This is a genomic window from Methylobacterium sp. Leaf85, assembly GCF_001422125.1.
Lineage (GTDB): Bacteria > Pseudomonadota > Alphaproteobacteria > Rhizobiales > Beijerinckiaceae > Methylobacterium > Methylobacterium bullatum.
Map to the genome: position 1 here is coordinate 95,266 of NZ_LMME01000035.1, position 18,640 is coordinate 113,905.

15 protein-coding genes are annotated in these 18,640 nt (G+C 70.4%); 10 read left to right on the forward strand and 5 right to left on the reverse strand.

The annotated features are described in order from the left end of the window. Window positions 1-36 precede the first annotated feature (36 nt). A complete protein-coding gene (locus ASF08_RS23180) occupies window positions 37-1,038 on the forward strand; it encodes an NUDIX hydrolase (protein ID WP_056150000.1) in 1,002 nt (333 codons plus the stop codon). Between the two features lie 57 nt (window positions 1,039-1,095). Here ASF08_RS23180 and ASF08_RS23185 read toward each other — a convergent pair whose 3' ends face one another. Then, on the reverse strand, window positions 1,096-1,440 hold the full coding sequence (locus ASF08_RS23185) for a MerR family transcriptional regulator (protein WP_056150002.1): 345 nt from the start codon (window positions 1,438-1,440) through the stop codon (window positions 1,096-1,098). Between the two features lie 77 nt (window positions 1,441-1,517). Between ASF08_RS23185 and ASF08_RS23190 the strand changes: the two genes are divergently transcribed. The 5 genes from ASF08_RS23190 to ASF08_RS23210 all read left to right on the forward strand — a co-directional run bounded on the left by ASF08_RS23190 (window position 1,518) and on the right by ASF08_RS23210 (window position 6,937). After that, on the forward strand, window positions 1,518-2,330 hold the full coding sequence (locus tag ASF08_RS23190; RefSeq protein WP_056150006.1) for an aminotransferase class IV family protein: 813 nt from the start codon (window positions 1,518-1,520) through the stop codon (window positions 2,328-2,330). Between the two features lie 193 nt (window positions 2,331-2,523). Next, window positions 2,524-3,534, forward strand: a complete 1,011-nt coding sequence (nadA, locus tag ASF08_RS23195) for a quinolinate synthase NadA (protein ID WP_018042201.1) — start codon at window positions 2,524-2,526, stop codon at window positions 3,532-3,534. Then, window positions 3,531-5,072, forward strand: coding sequence for an L-aspartate oxidase (locus tag ASF08_RS23200; protein ID WP_056150009.1), 1,542 nt, complete (start codon window positions 3,531-3,533; stop codon window positions 5,070-5,072). Before nadA ends, ASF08_RS23200 begins: the two co-directional genes overlap by 4 nt. Window positions 5,073-5,127: 55 nt before the next feature. Beyond that, complete coding sequence (gene nadC, locus ASF08_RS23205; protein WP_018042199.1) at window positions 5,128-5,988, forward strand: carboxylating nicotinate-nucleotide diphosphorylase; 861 nt, start codon at window positions 5,128-5,130, stop codon at window positions 5,986-5,988. A 274-nt stretch (window positions 5,989-6,262) separates the two neighbouring features. Next, a complete protein-coding gene (locus tag ASF08_RS23210) occupies window positions 6,263-6,937 on the forward strand; it encodes a L,D-transpeptidase (protein ID WP_018042198.1) in 675 nt (224 codons plus the stop codon). Window positions 6,938-7,022: 85 nt separating this feature from the next. Here ASF08_RS23210 and ASF08_RS23215 read toward each other — a convergent pair whose 3' ends face one another. Then, window positions 7,023-7,370 (reverse strand): DUF6460 domain-containing protein, encoded by a 348-nt coding sequence (locus tag ASF08_RS23215; protein WP_056150012.1) that lies wholly within the window; start codon window positions 7,368-7,370, stop codon window positions 7,023-7,025. Between the two features lie 252 nt (window positions 7,371-7,622). On the opposite strand from ASF08_RS23215, the gene ASF08_RS23220 reads away from it, so the two are divergent. From ASF08_RS23220 to pdeM, 3 genes are read left to right on the forward strand one after another with little or no spacing between them, the layout of a single operon-like run. After that, window positions 7,623-8,585 carry an alpha/beta hydrolase gene (locus tag ASF08_RS23220; protein WP_056150015.1) on the forward strand — a complete coding sequence of 321 codons (963 nt, stop codon included), beginning with the start codon at window positions 7,623-7,625 and terminating at the stop codon, window positions 8,583-8,585. A gap of 6 nt (window positions 8,586-8,591) precedes the next feature. Continuing rightward, window positions 8,592-11,189, forward strand: coding sequence for a ligase-associated DNA damage response DEXH box helicase (locus ASF08_RS23225; RefSeq protein ID WP_056150016.1), 2,598 nt, complete (start codon window positions 8,592-8,594; stop codon window positions 11,187-11,189). Window positions 11,190-11,221: 32 nt separating this feature from the next. Next, window positions 11,222-11,935: a ligase-associated DNA damage response endonuclease PdeM gene (pdeM, locus tag ASF08_RS23230; protein WP_056150019.1), complete on the forward strand. Its 714-nt coding sequence runs from the start codon at window positions 11,222-11,224 to the stop codon at window positions 11,933-11,935. A 107-nt stretch (window positions 11,936-12,042) separates the two neighbouring features. Here the strand turns inward: pdeM and ASF08_RS23235 are convergent, their stop codons facing one another. After that, window positions 12,043-12,342 carry a hypothetical protein gene (locus tag ASF08_RS23235; RefSeq protein ID WP_018042193.1) on the reverse strand — a complete coding sequence of 100 codons (300 nt, stop codon included), beginning with the start codon at window positions 12,340-12,342 and terminating at the stop codon, window positions 12,043-12,045. A 550-nt stretch (window positions 12,343-12,892) separates the two neighbouring features. Between ASF08_RS23235 and ASF08_RS23240 the strand changes: the two genes are divergently transcribed. Further along, window positions 12,893-14,359 carry an FAD-dependent monooxygenase gene (locus tag ASF08_RS23240; protein ID WP_056150021.1) on the forward strand — a complete coding sequence of 489 codons (1,467 nt, stop codon included), beginning with the start codon at window positions 12,893-12,895 and terminating at the stop codon, window positions 14,357-14,359. A 4-nt stretch (window positions 14,360-14,363) separates the two neighbouring features. Here ASF08_RS23240 and ASF08_RS23245 read toward each other — a convergent pair whose 3' ends face one another. Together ASF08_RS23245 and ASF08_RS23250 are read right to left on the reverse strand one after the other, a co-directional pair. Beyond that, window positions 14,364-14,801 (reverse strand): DUF3429 domain-containing protein, encoded by a 438-nt coding sequence (locus ASF08_RS23245; RefSeq protein WP_056150023.1) that lies wholly within the window; start codon window positions 14,799-14,801, stop codon window positions 14,364-14,366. 233 nt (window positions 14,802-15,034) lie between these two features. Beyond that, window positions 15,035-18,532 carry an SEL1-like repeat protein gene (locus tag ASF08_RS23250; protein WP_244474613.1) on the reverse strand — a complete coding sequence of 1,166 codons (3,498 nt, stop codon included), beginning with the start codon at window positions 18,530-18,532 and terminating at the stop codon, window positions 15,035-15,037. Window positions 18,533-18,640: the final 108 nt, after the last annotated feature.

Below are 18,640 nucleotides of genomic sequence, written 5' to 3' on the forward strand. Positions count from 1 at the left end.
CCATGAGACCCATTCACGGACCGGGGGGCGGGACAGGTGACGAGGGCGCAGGACGGGTTTGCGGTGGAGGCGACCGGCGCGCTTCCCAATCCGTCGGCGGTCGGGCTCGTCGCCGTCATCGTCGCGGCGACGGACGGTGAGCCACGCGCCCTCACGGTGCGGGTTCCGGGCCAGGCCACGGGCCGTGAGACCGGGTTGCCGGCAGGCCCCCTCGTGCCGGAGCACCCCACGCTGGAGCGCGGCCTGCGCGCCTGGGTGGAACGCCAGACGCAGCAGCGCCTCGGCTATGTGGAGCAACTCTACACCTTCGGCGACCGCGACCGGCAGGGCGACGATTCGGCCGGCCTCCACTCCCTGTCCGTGGCCTACCTCGCCCTCGTGCGGGAGATGCGCTCGGCCTCCCTCCCCGACGCGTCGTGGCACAATTGGTATGCCTTCCTGCCCTGGGAGGATTGGCGCGCCGGCCGGCCCGAGACCCTCGACGGCATCGAGGCCAAGCTCCTGGCCTGGGCCGCCGGGGCGGTGGATTCCAAGATCAGGCGCCGGCGCGAGGACAGGCTCGGGCTCACCTTCGGCATCGGCGGCGGAGCCTGGAACGAGGAGCGCGTGCTCGAACGCTACGAACTCCTGTTCGAGGCCGGGCTGATTCCCGAAGCGCAGGGGCAGGCCGGCGAGGCACACGCCACGGATATCGCCACGACGGGGCGCCCCATGACCTTCGATCATCGCCGCGTGCTCGCCACGGCGATCGGGCGGCTGCGCGGCAAGATCAAGTATCGCCCCGTGGTGTTCGAGCTGATGCCGCCGACCTTCACCCTGTTCCAGCTGCAGCGCACCGTGGAGGCCCTGTCCGGTGCCAATCTCCACAAGCAGAACTTTCGTCGGCTCGTGGCCCAGCAGGGGCTGGTGGAGGAGACCGACGAAGTCACGAGCGGCGCCGCAGGGCGGCCGGCCCGCCTCGTGCGTTTCCGCCGCGAGGTGCTGCTGGAGCGCCCGGCGCCGGGGTTCCGGCTGACCCCGTCGCGGCGGTCGTCCTGACGCAGCGCGTGCCGGGGCGCGGGTCGGCCTCGGCGATGCGGCAATGGCCCGGCGGGACTACATCGTGGCCAGGATCGATTCCAGCAGGCTGCGGCTCTTCGCCAGTTCGGTGATGCGCTCGTCCACCTGCGCGATGTGCCGGCGCAACGTCTGCCGAAGCTCGTCGCAGGGTTCGAATGCGCCGCGCCCGGCGAGCGCACAGGGCAGGAACTCGCGGATGACCGGCAACGTCATCCCGGCCGCGCCGAGTGTCCTGATCCGCCGGACAATGTCCTCGTCCAGCGGCGTGTAATCGCGATACCCGGCGCCGGTGCGCTCCGGCGTGAGCAGCCCCTCCCCTTCGTAATAGCGCAGCATGCGCACGCTCACGCCCGTGCGCTTCGATAGCGTCCCGATCCGCATTGGCCGTTGACCCTGACAGTGCTGTCACGGATTAAGGCTGCGGCTCGTCGATGAAAACCAGTCGAGAGCGCTTTCCCATGACAAACGCCTTCGCCACCCGTGCCTGGATCGACGGGCGGACCGCCACCGCCTCCGACCTCGCCCCCCTCGCCTTCGCCGGGTTCGCGCATTTTACTGCCATGCAGGTCCGTGACCGCCGCGTGAGGGGGTTGGACCTTCATCTGGATCGCCTTCGCGACGGGTCGCAGGCACTGTTCGGCCGCATCATGGCGGAGGAGCGCATACGAGACGCGCTTCGGATCGCCGTGGCGGACGCACCCGGTGACCTGTCGCTCACCGCGACAGTGTTTTTGCGCAACGGCGAGTTCCGCGTCGGCGATGCGACCGATGAGTGCTCGATCCTGATCCGGACCTTTCCGCGGAATGACGGCCCCGCCGGCCCGCTGAAACTGGCCCTCACGCCGCATGAGCGCTGGCGCCCGGAGGTCAAGCATGTGGGCGAGTCGGCAAAGACCCATCTCCTGCGCGAGGCCGCCCGGCAGGGCTTCGACGATGCCGCCTTCGTCGATCGCCAGGGACGGATCGGCGAAGCGACGATCTGGAACCTGACCTTCTGGGACGGCGCGACAGTGACATGGCCGCAGGCCGGCATCCTCGCCGGGGTCACGATGGGGATCCTCCGCCGGCGATTGACCGCCCTCGGTGTCGCCCAGCGCGAGGCGGTCGTAGCGGCGGACGGACTCGGCGAGTTTTCCGGAGCCGTCGCGATGAATTCGTGGACGCCGGGAGTCGCCGTCGCTTCCATCGGCACCGTCACCCTGCCGCGATCCGGCGACCTCGCCGCCCTGCTGCATCGTGCCTATCGGACCGAACCGGGGCTCGACGTCTGATCGTCCCTGCATGCGATCAGGAACTATCGCGCTCGACCATGCAGGAAGGGACGGCGGTGGCTGAGGATGACGTTTGCACAATATCGCACTGCAAAATGAATATGCTCAGGCTCAGCATATCTAGACAAGCGTATCTCGCGCGCCTACGTTAGTCGGCACAATGCTCAGATTGAGCATAACTGAGGACGCGTCCATGGCGGCCACGAGTTTTCCGATCGACCGGGTTTCGACCCTGCCTCTGCCCGAGATCTACGCCCGCGTGAGCCGGCATGTCCCGGCCATCGAATGGCCGGCCCTGGCCGACGACGTCGCGGCGATCCTGGAACTGAAGAAGACCCGCAACGCGGTGATTCTCGCCCATAACTACCAGGCGCCCGAGATCTTCCACACCGTGTCGGACATCGTCGGCGACAGCCTGGCGCTGGCCCGCGAGGCGATCAACGTGGATGCCGACGTGATCGTGCTGGCCGGCGTCCATTTCATGGCGGAGACGGCCAAGCTGCTCAATCCGGGCAAGACCGTCCTGATCCCCGACATGCGGGCCGGGTGTTCGCTCGCCGACTCGATCACCGCCGCCGACGTGCGGGGCTTGCGCGAAAAGTATCCCGGCGTGCCGATCGTGACCTACGTCAACACCTCCGCCGCCGTGAAGGCGGAATCGGACGTGTGCTGCACCTCCGGCAACGCGGTGGACGTGGTGCGCTCGCTCAATGCGCCGCGCGTCCTGATGATCCCCGACGAGTTCCTGGCGCAGAACGTCCAGGTTCTGGTGCCCGAGGTCGAGATCCTCACCTGGGCCGGCCATTGCGAGGTCCACGAGCAGTTCACCCCCGCCGATATCGACGAGGTGCGCGAGAGCTATCCCGGCGTCACCGTCATCGCCCATCCGGAATGCCCGCCCGACGTGGTGGCGGCCTCGGACTTCTCGGGGTCGACCGCGATGATGATGAACTTCGTCACCGAGAAGCGGCCGCGTCAGGTGGTGCTCGTCACCGAGTGCTCCATGGGCGACAACATCGCCGCCGCCAACCCGGATATCGAGTTCATCAAGCCCTGCAACCTGTGCCCGCACATGAAGCGGATGTCGCTGCGGAACATCCGGCATGCGCTGGAGACCCTCACCCACGAGGTGACGGTGGAGCCGGAACTCGCCGAGCGCGCCCGCGCGGCGGTGGAGCGCATGCTCGCGGTGCGTCCGCGATGAACGCGCATTCCCCGTTCTCCTTCACCCTCCCCGGCTCGGACCGTGTGATCGTCGTCGGCGCCGGCGTCGCCGGCCTCGCCACGGCCTTGCGGCTCAGCCCCCGCCCGGTCACCCTCGTCACCGCTTCTCCCCTGGGAAGCGGCACGGCGACCGGCTGGGCGCAGGGCGGCATCGCCGCCGCCATGGCGGAGGACGATGCCGCCGCACTGCATGCGGCGGACACGGAGGCCGCAGGCGCCGGCCTCACCGACCCGGCCGTCGCCCTACGGGTGGCGCAAGCCGGCCCGGGCCTGATCGAGTGGCTCGTCGGCCTCGGCGCGCCCTTCGACCGGGACGCCGCCGGCACCCTGGCGCTTGGCCTCGAAGCGGCGCATTCACGCCGCCGCATCGTCCGGGCTGGCGGGGATTCCACCGGGCGGATGGTGCTCGACACGCTGCTGAAGGCCGTGGCGCTGACGCCGTCCATCGAGATCCTGGTCGCCGATGTCCGCGGCCTGCTGCAGGACGGGAGCGGCGCCGTCGCCGGCCTCGTCTGTGAGCGCGACGGTGCCTCGGTGCGGCTCGCCGCGCGGTCGGTGGTGCTCGCCACCGGAGGGCTCGGCTCCCTCTACGCCTCCACCACAAACCCGCGCGGCGCCACTGGCCGGGGGCTGGCGCTGGCGGCCCGCGCCGGGGCGACCCTGCGCGACATGGAGTTCGTGCAGTTCCACCCCACCGCCATTTCGGTGGGGCTGGACCCGATGCCGCTGGCCACCGAGGCCCTGCGCGGCGAGGGCGCGCGGCTGATCGACAACGATGGCGCGCCGGTAATGGCCGGCATCGCCGGGGGCGATCTCGCCCCCCGCGACGTTGTCGCCCGTGCGATCTTCCAGGCGCGGCGGCGCGGCACCGAGGTGTTCCTCGATTGCCGTGGTGCCCTCGGCGCGCGCATGGCGACGCGCTTCCCCACCGTGGCGGGCCTCTGCGCCGCCTCCGGCATCGATCCGCAGCGCCAGCCGATCCCCGTGCGCCCGGCGGCGCATTACCACATGGGCGGCATCAAGGTGGACGGCACCGGCGCCAGCACCGTGCCGGGCCTGTTCGCCTGCGGCGAGGTCGCCTCCACCGGCCTGCACGGCGCGAACCGCCTCGCCAGCAACTCCCTCCTCGAGGCGATGGCTTTCGCCCCCTGGATCGCCGAGGCCGTCGCCTCCGTGCCCGCCCCCGGTCCGGCGGTGATGGCCGAGCCACGCCGGCACGACGAGGCCGATCACGACGCGATCCGCCAAGTCATGGAAGCCGATGTCGGGGTGGTGCGCGACGCCGATGGTCTCACCGACGCTGTGCGCGACCTCGCGCCGGCGGCGAGGCAGGGCTCCGACGCGGCCCTCACCGGGTTGATGGTCGCGACCTCGGCGCTGTTCCGCCACGAGAGCCGGGGCGCCCATTGGCGCAGCGACCACCCGGAGCAGGCACCGGCCCGCCATAGCGACGTGACCCTGGCCGAGGTCTGGCGGATCGCGGAGACCGTCTCGGCCGATACGGTCGCTCCGGTTTAGATCGGACGACCGAGACCGTCGGCCCCCTTCCAGCGACCATCTTACGAGCGACCCCATGAGCGATGCCCGTCTCGTCCCCCTCCCCCGTCTCCTCGTGGAGCCGATCGTCCGCGCGGCTTTGCTGGAAGATCTCGGCCGGGCCGGCGACATCACCACCGACGCGATCGTGCCCGCCGATGCCCGCCTCTCCGGCGTCATCGCGGCCCGGCAGGACGGGGTGATCTCCGGCGTCGACGCGGCCATCATCGCCTTCGCGCTCATCGACCCGGCCGTGTCGGTCGTGGTCGAACGGGGCGACGGCGCGCGGGTCTCGCCCGGTGACGTGGTGATCCGTCTCGACGGTCCGGCGCGCGCCATCCTCACCGCCGAGCGCGTGGCTTTGAACCTCCTGTGCCGCATGTCCGGCGTGGCCACCGCCACGGCAGGGCTCGTGGAGGCGGCCCGGCCGCACGGCAAGGCGCGGATCGTCTGCACCCGCAAGACCACGCCCGGCCTGCGCTCCCTGGAGAAACACGCGGTCCGGGCCGGGGGCGGCTCCAACCACCGCTACGGCCTCGACGATGCCGTGCTCATCAAGGACAACCACGTCGCCGTGGCCGGCGGGATCGTTCCCGCCATCGAGCGGGCGAGGGCCTATTCCGGCCACCTCGTGAAGATCGAGATCGAGGTCGACACGCTGGATCAGCTGGCCGAGGCTCTGTCGGTCCGCGCCGATGCGGTGCTCCTCGACAACATGAGCCCGGACCAGCTGCGCGAGGCCGTGCGGATGATCGACGGGCGCGCCATCGCGGAGGCCTCGGGCCGCATCAACCGCGAGACGGTGGGCGCCATCGCCGCCTCCGGCGTCGACCTGATCTCCAGCGGCTGGATCACCCATAGCGCGCCGATCATCGACCTCGGCCTCGACGCGGTCTGATCCGGAGGACCACGACGTCCGGCGCGGATCGGGTTCCGCCGCGTCGGAGATTGTTCCCGGCCGACCTGGCCCCCGGATAATAATCCCTGCGAATACGGCTAAGCCGCCACACTGTGGCCACGGAGTCACGACCCCGGCGCAACCATCGCTTCATTGCGAATTCAGCTTGGCTTTGGGGCGGCAGCGTTTACGTCTTGGCGATCGGAAAACGGTATCCTGCGTCGCGTTACCGACCGTGTTTCCCCCACGTTTCGCCTGCCTTCGAGAGGCTTTGATGCGCCGTATCGCCCCCGCCCTGTCCGGGCTCGCCTGCATGGTTGGTGTCTGGGCCTCGCCCGCCGCCGCCTATGAGATCGACCCCCTCACCCGCCAGCCCCTGGACAACGCGCTGGTGCTGCGCGTGCGTCCGCAGGCGGAGCCCGCCCCCGCCGCCGTGGTGGCGGTGCCCACCGCCAACGCCTCGCTCAACCCGGCCGACCCGATGGCCTCGGCCGTGCCGCAGATGTCGGCGATCCAGCGCGAGCAGGTCGCCTTCGGCGGCAATTACGCTCCCGGCACCATCGTGGTCTCCACGGCCGAGCGCCGGCTCTATTACGTGCTCGGCGGCGGTCAGGCCCTGCGCTACGGCGTCGGCGTCGGTCGTCCCGGCTTCACCTGGGGCGGCACCCAGACGATCACGATGAAGCGGGAATGGCCCGATTGGCGTCCCCCGGCCGAGATGCTGCGCCGTCGCCCCGACCTGCCGCGCTTCATGAAGGGCGGCATCGAGAACCCGCTCGGCGCCCGCGCCATGTATCTCGGCGGCTCGATCTACCGCATCCACGGCTCCAACGAGCCGGAGACGATCGGCACCGCCGTGTCGTCGGGCTGCATCCGCATGACCAACGACGACGTGGCCGATCTCTACACCCGCGCCAAGGTCGGCGCGAAGGTCATCGTCCAGCGCTGATCGTCTTCGACACGCGTCGAATTGAAAAAGGCCGGCGGAAACGCCGGCCTTTTTCATGTCCCTCGGTAGAATGCGGTCCGCCTGCCTATTTCGAGACCGACAGGAACCGCGACAGCAGCCAGAGCGGCACCACCACCACGGCACCGGCCAGAATCCAGCGTCCGAAATCGTGGAAGGTCTCGAACCCGAGGTCGATGAGCGCGCGGCCCGCATCGTAGATGTGCCAGAACAGCAGGCCGGGCGTGATGCCCAGCGTCGCCATGATGGCGCCGACGAGGATGGACAGGAACAGCAGCTTCACCAGCACCGCCATGGGCGAACCGCCGAGGAAGCGCCGCAGGGCCGAACGCGGTTGTCCATCGGAATAGCCACTCCCGACGGGGGGACGGCCCTGGTAGGGTCCCTGTCGGCGCGGGTCGTTGTCGACGATCATGCTGTCATCCTCTGGCCGTGATCCGACGGCTGAACTCTTTCGGACATATGGGGCCTCATCGGCGTCTCTGAAGCCGGCGAACCCGGCGGAAGCGTGACCGATGCGACACACCCGAACGAAACCGTCTGTCCATTGGGGCGTTAGGCCGTTTCGCGCCGGCCCCGCGACTGGCATCGGTGCGGGCTTCGCCCACATTCGACGCGCCAGCCCGAATGCCGCTTCGGCCCCACACCGGATGAGACGAACCGTTCCATGATCGACCACGCCCTCTTCGACCCGGCGACGATCGATCCGGAGACCCACCGCCTCAACGCCGAGATCGTCGCGGCCCATGCGGCCCAGGCCGATCCCTGGTCGATCCCCCTCTCCGAGGTGCGCGCGCGCCGCCGGCAGGGCACCCAGGCCTCGCCCGCGATGCCGCGCAGCGCCCGCGCCGAGACCGTGGTCATCGACGGCCCCGACGGGCCGCTGTCCCTGAGGCTGATCCGCCCCGACGCCCGGAAGTGGAAGAAGCTGCGCGGCGCCTATCTCCACATCCACCGCGGCGGCTGGGTCTGGGGTGCCGCCGACGAGCAGGATCCTTGGCTGGAGCGGATCGCCGATGCCTGCGGCTTCGTCTGCCTCTCCGTGGAGTACCGCCTCGCCCCCGAGCATCCCTATCCGGCGGCTTTGGAGGATTGCGAGGCGGCGGCCCTGTGGCTCGCCGGTCCGGGCAAGGCCGAGTTCGGCATCTCGGCGCTCACCATCGGCGGGGAATCGGCGGGCGCGCATCTCGCCGTGATGACGCTCCTGCGCCTGCGCGACCGGCACAACCTGCCCCGCGCCTTCCGCGGCGCCAACCTCAATGCCGGCTTCTTCGACCTCGGCCTGACGCCCAGCGTCCGCAACTGGGGCGAGACCCGCCTCGTGGTGAACACCCAGGATCTCACCACCTTCGCCAACGACTACGTGCGCGACGGCATCGACCGGCGCCGCCCCGACGTGTCGCCGCTCTATGCCGAGCTGAAGGGCCTGCCCCCGGCCCTGTTCTCGGTGGGCACGCACGATCCGCTGCTGGACGACACGCTCTACATGTCGTCGCGCTGGGCGGCGGCCGGCAATGGCGGCCATACCGCCATCTATCCCGGCGGCTGCCACGTCTTCGTGCGCTATCCCGGCGCCATGACCGAGCGCGCCCTCGAACTGATCGACCGGTTCCTCATGGCGCTCGCCTGATGACTCTTGCCTGAGGGCTCCCTCCCCGCGCGGTTCGAGGCCTGGTTCGCCTCGCGCGGATGGGCACCCCGGCCGCACCAGACCGAGTTGCTCCGGATCGTCGGCGACGGGCGCTCGGCCCTGCTGGTGGCGCCCACGGGGGCGGGCAAGACGCTGGCGGGCTTCCTGCCGAGCCTCGTCGCCCTGTCCGAGCGCCCCCCATCGCGAAAAGCGCGGGGGCTCCACACCCTCTACATCTCGCCCTTGAAGGCGCTCGCCGTCGACATCGCCCGCAACCTCGAAGCGCCCATCGCCGAGATGGGCCTGCCGATCCGGGTCGAGACCCGCACCGGCGACACCCCCTCGCACAAGCGCACGCGCCAGATCGAGCGCCCGCCCGACATCCTGCTGACGACGCCGGAACAGCTTGCCCTGCTCATCGCCCATCGCGAGGCGGCCGAGCTCTTTGCGAACCTCTCCTGCGTGGTGCTCGACGAGTTGCATGCGCTGGTCACCTCGAAGCGGGGCGACCTGCTGTCCCTCGGGCTGGCGCGGCTCCACCGCCTGAGCCCGAACCTCACCGCCATCGGCCTCTCCGCCACGGTGCGCGAGCCGGACGATCTGCGGCGGTATCTGGTGCCGCAGACGAGCCCCCCCTCCCCCTTGTGGGGAGGGGCCGGGGGTGGGGGTGGTGCCGGAGAGGTCGCGCCATATCCGGAGCCACCCCTACCCCTCCCCACGAGGGGGAGGGAGCCCGTGCCTGCCATGGCCGACCTCGTCGTGGTGAAGGGCGGGGCGGCACCCGACCTGCACCTCCTCGATACCGGCCTGACCCTGCCGTTGGCCGGCCACACCGCCTCACAGGCGATGCCGGCGATCTACGACCTGATCCAGGCGCACCGGACGGTGCTGGTCTTCGTCAACACCCGGCTCCAGGCCGAGTACACCTTCCAGGAACTCTGGCGGATCAACGAAGACTCGCTGCCCATCGCGCTCCATCACGGCTCCCTCGACGCCAGCCAGCGGCGGCGGGTGGAGGCGGCGATGGCGGCGGGGCAGTTGCGGGCCATCGTCTGCACCGCCACCCTCGATCTCGGCATCGACTGGGGCGATGTCGACCTCGTCGTGAATATCGGCGCGCCGAAGGGGGCGAGCCGGATCATGCAGCGGATCGGGCGCGCCAACCACCGGATGGACGAACCGTCGAAGGCCTATCTCGTGCCCGGCAACCGCTTCGAGATCCTCGAATGCCAGGCCGCCCTCGACGCGGTGGAGGCGACGGCCCAGGACACGCCGGATGCCCGCCTCGGCGCGCCGGACGTCCTCGCCCAGCACGTCCTCGGCATGGCCTGCGCCGATGCCTTCGACCCCGTGCAGCTTTACGACGAGATCGTCTCGGCGGCGCCCTACGCCACCCTGTCCTGGGAGGATTTCGAGGCGGTGGTCGATTACGTGGCCACCGGCGGCTACGCGCTGCGCGCTTACGAGCGCTTCGCCAAGATCCTGCGCGGGCCGGACGGGCTGTGGCGGGTGCGCGATGCGCGGACCGCCCAGCAATACCGCATGAATGTCGGCACCATCGTCGAATCCGCCAAGGTGAAGGTGCGTCTCGCCCGCGGGGTGCGCGGCAAGCCGGGCGCCATCCTGCCCAAGGGCGGGCGCGTTCTAGGCGAGATCGAGGAGGATTTCGCCGACACCCTGACGCCGGGCGACACCTTCCTCTTCGCCGGAGAGGTGCTGCGCTTCGAGGGTCTGTCCGAGGACGAGGCCCTGGCGACGCGGGCCGGCCCCGGCACCGACCCGGCGATTCCCTCCTATGCGGGAGCGAAGTTCCCGCTCTCGACCTTCCTCGCCGCCCGTGTCCGCGCCCTCATCGCCGATCCGTTCGAATGGGACCGGCTGCCGAAGCAGGTGGCGGATTACCTCCTGCTCCAGCGCCAGCGCTCGATCCTGCCCGGCCCCGAGGGCTTGCTGGTGGAGACGTTTCCGCGGGGCGGCCGCCATTACCTCACGGCGTTCCCGTTCGAGGGCCGCCTCGCCCACCAGACCCTCGGCATGCTGCTCACCCGGCGCATGGAGCGCGCCCGCCTGCGCCCGCTGGGTTTTGCCGCCAACGATTACGGCATCGCCGTCTGGATGACCCGCGACGTGAGCGAGGCCATCGCCCGCGAGCCCGGTTTCCTGGCCGACTTGTTCGCCCAGGACATGCTCGGCGACGATCTCGAAGCCTGGCTCGACGAATCCTCCATGATGAAGCGCACCTTCCGCCAATGCGCCGTCATCGCCGGGCTGATCGAGCGGCGCCATCCCGGCCAGAAGAAAACCGGGCGGCAGGTCACCATGTCCACCGACCTCGTCTACGACGTGCTGCGCAAGCACCAGCCCGACCACCTGCTCCTGCGCGCCGCCCGGCAGGATGCGGCAACCGGACTCCTCGACGTGGCCCGCCTCGGCATGATGTTGAGGCGCATCCAGGGGCGAATCACCCACAAGGCGCTGGATCGCGTCTCGCCGCTCTCCGTGTCCGTCATGCTCGAAATCGGGCGCGAGAAGGTCTACGGCGAAGGCGCGGACGAGATCCTGGCCGAGGCCGAGGCGCAGCTTCTCGAAGAAGCGCTCGGGTGACGCGCCCCTTTCCCGGATTAGAGGATGCGATCTTGGCGCTCGGCCAGAAACTCGAACGGACCATCAAGACCCCCGGCCTGACGCTGGCCGGCGAAGCCCTCACCCTCGACCTCTGCGGTGGATTGTGGCTCGCCGCGCACCGGACCCTGATCGTCTCCGACCTGCATCTGGAGAAGGGCTCGGCCTTTGCCGCGCGCTCGGGCCAGTTCCTGCCGCCCTACGATACCCGCGAGACCCTGGCCTGCCTGCACGAGGCGGTGGCCCGCTTCGACCCGGCCTGTGTCGTGGCTCTGGGCGATTCCTTCCACGATGCGCGCGGCCCCGAGCGAATGGAGCCCGGCGACCGCGCCATGATCGCCGCCCTGCAGGAAGGCCGGGACTGGGTCTGGATCGCCGGCAACCACGACCATGCCGTGTCGGAGGGAGTCGGCGGGCGCTATGCCGAGACGCTGGCCCTCGGTGGACTCACCCTGCGGCACGAGCCGCTGCCGGATGCGCCGGAGGGCGAGATCGCCGGCCATCTGCATCCCTGCGGCAAGGTCGCCATGCGCGGCCGCGCGATTCGGCGGCGCTGCTTCGTCACCGACGGGAAGCGCCTGGTGATGCCGGCTTTCGGCGCCTATGCGGGCGGTCTCAACGTGCGCAACCCGGCCTTCGATCCGCTGTTTCCGGCCGGCTTCACTGCGCATCTCCTAGGAGACGGCCGGGTCTTCGCCATCGGCAAGGCGATGCTGGCGCGGGACTAAGAGTGCTCACAAAACTCCCGATCACGGTCGGTTCTCGCTGCGAGCATGACGGCGCAGCGGGAGTTTTGTGAGAGACACTCAGCGCCGATCGAGAGGGAGCCGTCCCGTCAGGCCTTGATGTCGGCGAAGGCCCCGACGATTTTCTCCCGGCCTTGCTTCACCAGTTCCTCGATCTTCTCCTTGATCGCATCGTTGATCTTTTCGAGTTCCTTCTGCGGCATCCCGGCCAACGCTTCCTCCGTGAGGCCCATCTTCTTGAGGATCTGTTCGCGGATCTTCTCGGCGGGCGTCATCTTGGCATATTTCAGGAAGTCGTCCTTCGCCGACGCCTCCGTCGATCCGGAGGATGTCGCGCGGACGGGGTAGCTCGCTCCCGGGGCGGATATTCCGTTGAGACCGATGGACATGGCGGCACGATTTTCCCAGCGATACACGCCTGCATTGCAAGAACGACGCCGCCGGTCGCGACGGAAAATCCTGTTTTATGTCAGGTGCTTAGAGAAACCCTATCGCCGCTGGGGCATCCTGCGCGGTAAATTCTGCCCGGCCATCGATGCCGAGCGACGACGGCGGCATGGGGGTACTCTCCGATCTAAGGGCGTCGTTGATCGGGTTCATGGGTCGACGACCCGGGGAGTATGGACCATCCCAACCGACCCCCTCATCCTGAGGCGCCGCAGCGCAGCGGAGGCCTCGAAGGAGGGCTCCAGTTCGCTCGGCGCGTCCTGGAGGGCTCCTTCGAGGCCGCTCACGCGGCGCCTCAGGATGAGGTCGCGTTTCGGTCAGGCAAGCGGCCGGTCGAGGGCGAACGAGAACAGCAGGGCTGCACTCAGGGACGCCAATCCGTAGCCGATCGGAAGCCACCACGCGGTCGTCTTCGTCTCCGTCGCTGCCCCCAGCCCGGAATGCCGATACAGTGGTGGCGAATGCGAATCGCAGCGGAGCCAGGGCACGGTCATGCTTCACGCGCTCATCGTCGGGGCCGGCCCGGTCGGCCTCACCCTCGCCGCCGAACTCGCCCGATACGGCATCGGCCTCCGCCTGATCGACAAGAGCCCGCAGCCGACGCAGACCTCGAAGGCCCTCGTGGTCTGGGCGCGCACCCTCGAACTCATGGACCGGATGGGGTGCAGGCAGGCTTTCCTCGACGCCGGCCTACGCGCCCACGGGGCGACCCTGCGCAGCGCCGGCAGCATCCTCGGCCATATCCGGTTCGACACCGTCGCCAGCGCCTACAACTTCGCCCTCATGATCCCGCAGCGGGAGACCGAGCGCCTGCTGATCGAGCATCTCGCCACCTTCGGCGTAGCAGTGGAGCGCGAGGTGGAACTCGTGAGCTTAGTGACGGGCGACGGCCACGTCGAGGCGACGCTGCGCCACGCGGACGGTGCGGAGGAGACCATGTCGACATCCTGGCTCATCGGCTGCGACGGCGCGCACAGCAAAGTGCGGCACGGCCTTGATCTCGCCTTCGAGGGAGAGGCCCAGGGGGACGACTGGCTTCTGGCCGACATTCGCCTGGAGGGCGACGGCGCACCGCCCGGCGACGAGATCGCGACCTATCTCCACCGGGACGGGCCGCTCGTCGTCTTCCCGATCCCCGGCGGCCGCGCGCGGGTGATCGCGCAGGTCGGCAAGACCGATCCGGCGCATCCGCGTCCGGACCCGACCCTCGACGCGGTACAGGCCCTGACGGACCGGCGCGCGGGCGGCTTCCGTGTCGTCGATCCGGTCTGGCTCACGCATTTCCGCATCAACGAGCGCAAGGTCTCGCAATATGCGCAGGGGCGCGCGGTCCTGGCCGGCGACGCGGCGCATATCCACAGCCCGGCCGGTGGCCAGGGCATGAATACCGGGATGCAGGACGCCATCAACCTCGCCTGGAAACTGGCGATGGTGGAGCGGGAGCAGGCCGCGCCCTCGCTCCTCGACAGCTACAGCCCCGAGCGCAACGCCGTCGGCGACATGGTTTTGCGCAATGCCGGCCGGCTCACCGACATGGCGACCCTGTCGAACCCCGTGGCGCAGGGACTGCGCAACCTCGCGCTCCGGTTCATGCTCGGCTTCCATGCCGTGCAGGACAAGATGGCGACCACGATGAGCGAGGTGGGAATCGCCTATGCCGACAGCCCGCTGTCGCGCGGCCCGCAGGCCGGGATGCGCTGGGCACCGGCGCAGGATGACGGAAAGCCCCCCGGTTCCGGATCGGTGCCGCTCTTCCTCCTCTATGCGGCGGATTCGGAACGAGGCGCCGCCTTCGCCGCGCGGTTTCCCGCCCTCGTCGAGCCGACGCCGCGACGCCCGCCCGACGGCGACAGGCTGATCCTCGTGCGGCCCGACGGCTATGTCGGCTTTTCCGGCACGGCCGAGTCCTGGGAGGAAGCCGGGGACTATCTCGCCCGGCTGGGCCCGGACCGGCCCTGAACCCTCACGCCGCGATCAGCAGGGCGCAGCCGGCCACCACCGACAGGACGAGCCGCAGGCGCCCGAGCCAGCTCGGAACGAGTCCGCGCCGGACGAGGTCGAGATCGACGATGCCCCAGCCGAGGACGAGGAGGCCGAGCACCCGCAGGTCCCACGGAACGGGACAGGCGAGCGCCGCCCAGGCGATGAGGGACGGCAGGATGGCGATGACGTAGTCGCGCCCGCCCGCACCGCCGGAAGCGGCAGCCCCCCAGCGGATGCCGCCGAGGAACGAGGCGATGACCGCGCCGTAGGTGGAGAGGATGGTGCGCGGGGCCAGGCCGACATTGCCGAGGCCGCCATCGCTGCCGCTGAGGGAGAGAACCGCGAAACCCAGAAAGGGAATGAGGCCGGCGACGCCGAGAACGAGGGCTGACGTCGGTATGGGCGTCACACGCGCCATCAAATCTCCGGCTCCGTTATCCGCGATCCGGGAGGCAGGATCGCATCGATCTCGATCATATACACGGTTGCGACGGCCCGGAACGCCGACCGGACGCCACGCCGCCAACGTGCTGGCGCCTCGCCAAAACCCGGACAAGCTGTTGTTACGAAACGCCGTTTCGCTGCGGCGCCGCGTTCTTAGCGGCCATGCGCGTCGCTATCACGCGCGGTCCCTGTCATGCGCGGTCCCTGTCATGCGCCCGTGCTGCGGCGCGGCGCCGGCACCGGCGCGGCGGGGGGCGGAGCGCCGATCAGGCTCATCGATCCGTCCACCCCGGTTCCGGTCGGCGCGGGGGGCTCGTTCACGGCCGGGAGCGCCGCCTTCGGTTTGAAGGCGGTGCTCAGGCTCTGCGCCGTGACGAGATCCTTCGGCGAGAGCTTCGCGGCGACGTCGTCGCGCTTCCGGCCCGCATCGTCGTCGCCCTGGGCGGCGGCGGCGGAGAACCAGAGGTAGGACTGGACGAGATCCTGCTGCACACCGAGGCCGCGCGCGTACAGGACGGCGAGGTTGTACTGGCTGTCGCGCATGCCGTATTCGGCGCCGCGCCGGAACCATTGCGAGGCCGTGGTGTAGTCCGGCTTGCCGTTCGCGGCGGGGTTCTCGGCATAGACCACGGCGAGGTTGTGCATGGAGCGGGCATGGCCCTGCTCCGCCGCACGCCCGTACCAGAGCTTGGCCTGGGAGAGGTCGCGCACCACCCCGGAGCCCTTCTCGTAGAGGCCGCCGAGCTTGTACTGCGCCGGGGCGTAGCCGGCACCGGCCAGGGCCTCGAACAGCTTTGCCGCCACGGCGAAATCGCGCGGCATGCCGCGCCCTTCGAGGGCGCGGGCGGCGAGGTCGTAGACGGAGGCGCCGTCGCCGTCGAGGGCGGCCTTGCGAAGCTGTGCCAGACCGGTGGGCACGGCGCCGAGATCGCCGGCAAGGTCGTGCAGCGCGGCGACCTTCGGCACGGCGCGCTGGAGCGGCCGAGATGCGGCTTCGGCCGGAGCCGTCGCCGGGGCGGTCGGTGGCGGCGCGACGTCGGAGATCGACTGGGTGGTCTCGGGGTCGGGCCGAGCGGTCGTTTCCGCGCCGGCCGGAGAAGCGCTGGCCGGAGAGGTGCCGGCCGTCGCGGCGGTGGAGGCCTTGGCCGGGCTCTCGGACGGTTCGGCCGGAGCCGCCGTCGTGGCGGCGAGCTGCGGCGCGGACGCGTCGGCGCCGCCACGGCGGGTGTTGATGGCCTGCAGCGCTCCGAGTGCCAGGACGATGGCGGCGAGGCCGAGGAGCAGCGGCTTGCGGCGCTTGTCGAGTTCGGCGCGCAGCCGCGCGCCCCTCCCGGGGACGGGGGCTTCCGCGGCGTTGTCGGGTGAAGACCGACCGCGCATCCCGGGCGAGCGGGCAGCCTCGGCCGCCTCGTTCTGCGCCGCCTGCGCTGCGCGCCGGGCGGCGGCGATGAAGCTCGTCTTGATGTCGCTCTCGGTCGGCGCGGCGGCATCCGTCGTGGCGTCGGCGGGACGATCCGGGTTCGGACGCCGGGTGCCGGGCTCCAGCGGCAGGTCCGTCACATGGCCGAGTTCGAAGGATTGCGTCGTGGGGCTCACCCGCAGGGCTTCGGGGCGCCGAACGCCGATTCCGCTCTGCATCGGCGCACGCTCGTCCACGCGGCCGGTGGCGACCGCGAGGCGCTCGGCGAGGTCATGGGTCGACCAGGCGTGGTTGGTGGGGAGCGCTCCGCCCTCCGCCAAGGCGCCGAGCTGGCCGACGAGCTTGTGCAGGGTCGAATGGACACCGTCGAGGGTCGCCTGCATCCGCTGCTCGGAGGCGGCCTGGTGCATGCGAAGGTCGGCGAGGCTGGCCTTGAGTAGTTCGAGTTCGCCGGTATCGCCGGTGGTCCCGATGCTCTCGGCGACGGCGTTGCGCGCCGCCCGCTCCACGGCGGCCTCGATCGGTGCTTCGTCGCGCAGGGCCGAGACCTGGGCCAGGAGGTCGGACATCGTCCGCTCGAGCCCCGCGAGGGCCGGGTCGGCGTCCCGCGTGTCGATGCGGCTGGCGAGCGCCAGGACCTGCTTTTCCAGGGCATCCAGCCCCTCGGCGCGCGGCCCGACGGGGCCGCCCACACGGTCGAGCTTCTCGGCGAGGTCGTGGAGCATGCCGTGGATCGAGGCGAGGTCGCCGCCGGGAATCACCGGCCGGCGCAGGGTCTCGCCCAGGTCTTCGAGGCGGCCGATCAGGTCGCCGACGGGATTGACGCTCGCCCGCTCGACCTTGTCGGCCAGGGCGTCGATGCGCACGATGATCGCGTCCGAATTGCCGCCGCCGCCGGAGGCACCGTCACGCAGGGCGTCGAGCTTGGCGCCCATCGCCTGGATCTGTTCCTCGATCCCCCCCGATTGCGGGGTCCGCAATCCGGTGCGGATCTCTTCGAGCAGGGGCCGCAGCTCGGCCATGTTGGAGCCGTCGCCGCCGACGCCGCCCTGCAGCTCGGTGATCTGGGCGCTGATGGCCTGGAGACCCTGCGCGAGGCTCTGGATCCGCTCCGGCCCGGCCAGGGCGGCGATCAGGCGGCGGATCTCGTCGAGCTCGCGGAATAGGTTGCCGAGCTCGTCGCCGTCGGCGAAGCCCGGCGTGCTGTTGCTGAGCGCGCCGTCGACCTTCGCCGCGAGGCGCTCCACGTCATTGGCGACGCGGGCATGGACGTTCTCGGCCACGTCGTCGGCGAGACGGGTGACCTGAACGCGGATCAACTCGATGGGGGCCGCGATGGCGGCGAGGTCGGCCGGCTCCTGGGCGCGCTGGACCCCGGTGACGAGGGAGCGCATGGCCTGTTCGAGGGCGCCGACGTCGCGACCCGTGGCGAGGCCGCCGATCGATTCGCGCAGGCGGCTCGTCTCGGCCTGCAATTCGGAAATGGCGGGAGACGGCATCCGGAGAGCGGCACCGCTCGCCTTGCCCTGGGCGGGCGTCCCGTCGGAATCGAGTTCGCGCTGGCGCTGGCGGATCTCGGCGACGGCGTCGCGGATCTCGGCCTCCGCCGGACGGCCGCGCCGGCCGATCGGCCGCGGGGACGCCAGCTGCTCGCCGAGCTCGACCATGCGGCGCTCGATCTGGCCCAGGCGCTCGGCCATCTGCGCGGCCGGGGACAGGCCGGCATCGAGCACGGTGCTGATCCGGGCCTCGATCTCCTCGATCGTCCGGCTCGCCGCCTGTTGCGAGGCCTGCTGGTCCTGACCGATCTTGTGGTCGATCCGGTCGAGACGCCGCATCATCTCGGCAATCGAGTTCGTGAACGGCTCGACCGGGTCCGATGCGACGGCAGCGACTTCGGCGGTGGCAGCGACTTCGGCGGGGGCAGTAACTTCGGTGACGGCCGCGACTTCGGTGACGGCGGCGATCTCGGCGGCGGGCTCGGCCTCCGGGGAGGATTCGGGAGCGGCGGCGGCCTCGACGACCGGTGAGGGTTCGGGAACGGCGGCGGTCTCCACCGGGGCGGGCGGCACCGGCGACGGGACCTGCCCCTCCGGGCGGGGCCGGGCCGGATGGTGCGTGGACGAGGAGGTGCGGGAACGGCGCGCCTTGGGCTTCTGATCCGGCGAGACGATGGACGCGATCCAGGCTTCCACCGGCACGCCGGCGCGGCGCGCCACGTCGCGCGCGGCGTCGAGGACTTCCGGGTCGAACTCTTCCAGGTTCAGCGTCGCGTTGCGTTTCATCGTCAAACCCGGGGCAGCGAGGTCCGTGACCCAATCCGACGTGTCGTTGTGCAACGTGGGGGTGTCGCAGCGGCAGGCAAACGGATCGATTGCCCACGACATTTGATA

What these genes read in the sequence shown, in the direction of transcription:
- ASF08_RS23240 (WP_056150021.1), top strand. Translation starts at nt 12,893, where the DNA reads ATGCTTCACGCGCTCATCGTCGGGGCCGGCCCGGTCGGCCTCACCCTC.
- ASF08_RS23215 (WP_056150012.1), bottom strand. Translation starts at nt 7,370, where the DNA reads ATGATCGTCGACAACGACCCGCGCCGACAGGGACCCTACCAGGGCCGT.
- ASF08_RS23200 (WP_056150009.1), top strand. Translation starts at nt 3,531, where the DNA reads ATGAACGCGCATTCCCCGTTCTCCTTCACCCTCCCCGGCTCGGACCGT.
- ASF08_RS23210 (WP_018042198.1), top strand. Translation starts at nt 6,263, where the DNA reads ATGCGCCGTATCGCCCCCGCCCTGTCCGGGCTCGCCTGCATGGTTGGT.
- nadC (WP_018042199.1), top strand. Translation starts at nt 5,128, where the DNA reads ATGAGCGATGCCCGTCTCGTCCCCCTCCCCCGTCTCCTCGTGGAGCCG.
- ASF08_RS23245 (WP_056150023.1), bottom strand. Translation starts at nt 14,801, where the DNA reads ATGGCGCGTGTGACGCCCATACCGACGTCAGCCCTCGTTCTCGGCGTC.
- ASF08_RS23250 (WP_244474613.1), bottom strand. Translation starts at nt 18,532, where the DNA reads ATGAAACGCAACGCGACGCTGAACCTGGAAGAGTTCGACCCGGAAGTC.
- nadA (WP_018042201.1), top strand. Translation starts at nt 2,524, where the DNA reads ATGGCGGCCACGAGTTTTCCGATCGACCGGGTTTCGACCCTGCCTCTG.
- ASF08_RS23185 (WP_056150002.1), bottom strand. Translation starts at nt 1,440, where the DNA reads ATGCGGATCGGGACGCTATCGAAGCGCACGGGCGTGAGCGTGCGCATG.
- ASF08_RS23235 (WP_018042193.1), bottom strand. Translation starts at nt 12,342, where the DNA reads ATGTCCATCGGTCTCAACGGAATATCCGCCCCGGGAGCGAGCTACCCC.
- ASF08_RS23190 (WP_056150006.1), top strand. Translation starts at nt 1,518, where the DNA reads ATGACAAACGCCTTCGCCACCCGTGCCTGGATCGACGGGCGGACCGCC.
- ASF08_RS23220 (WP_056150015.1), top strand. Translation starts at nt 7,623, where the DNA reads ATGATCGACCACGCCCTCTTCGACCCGGCGACGATCGATCCGGAGACC.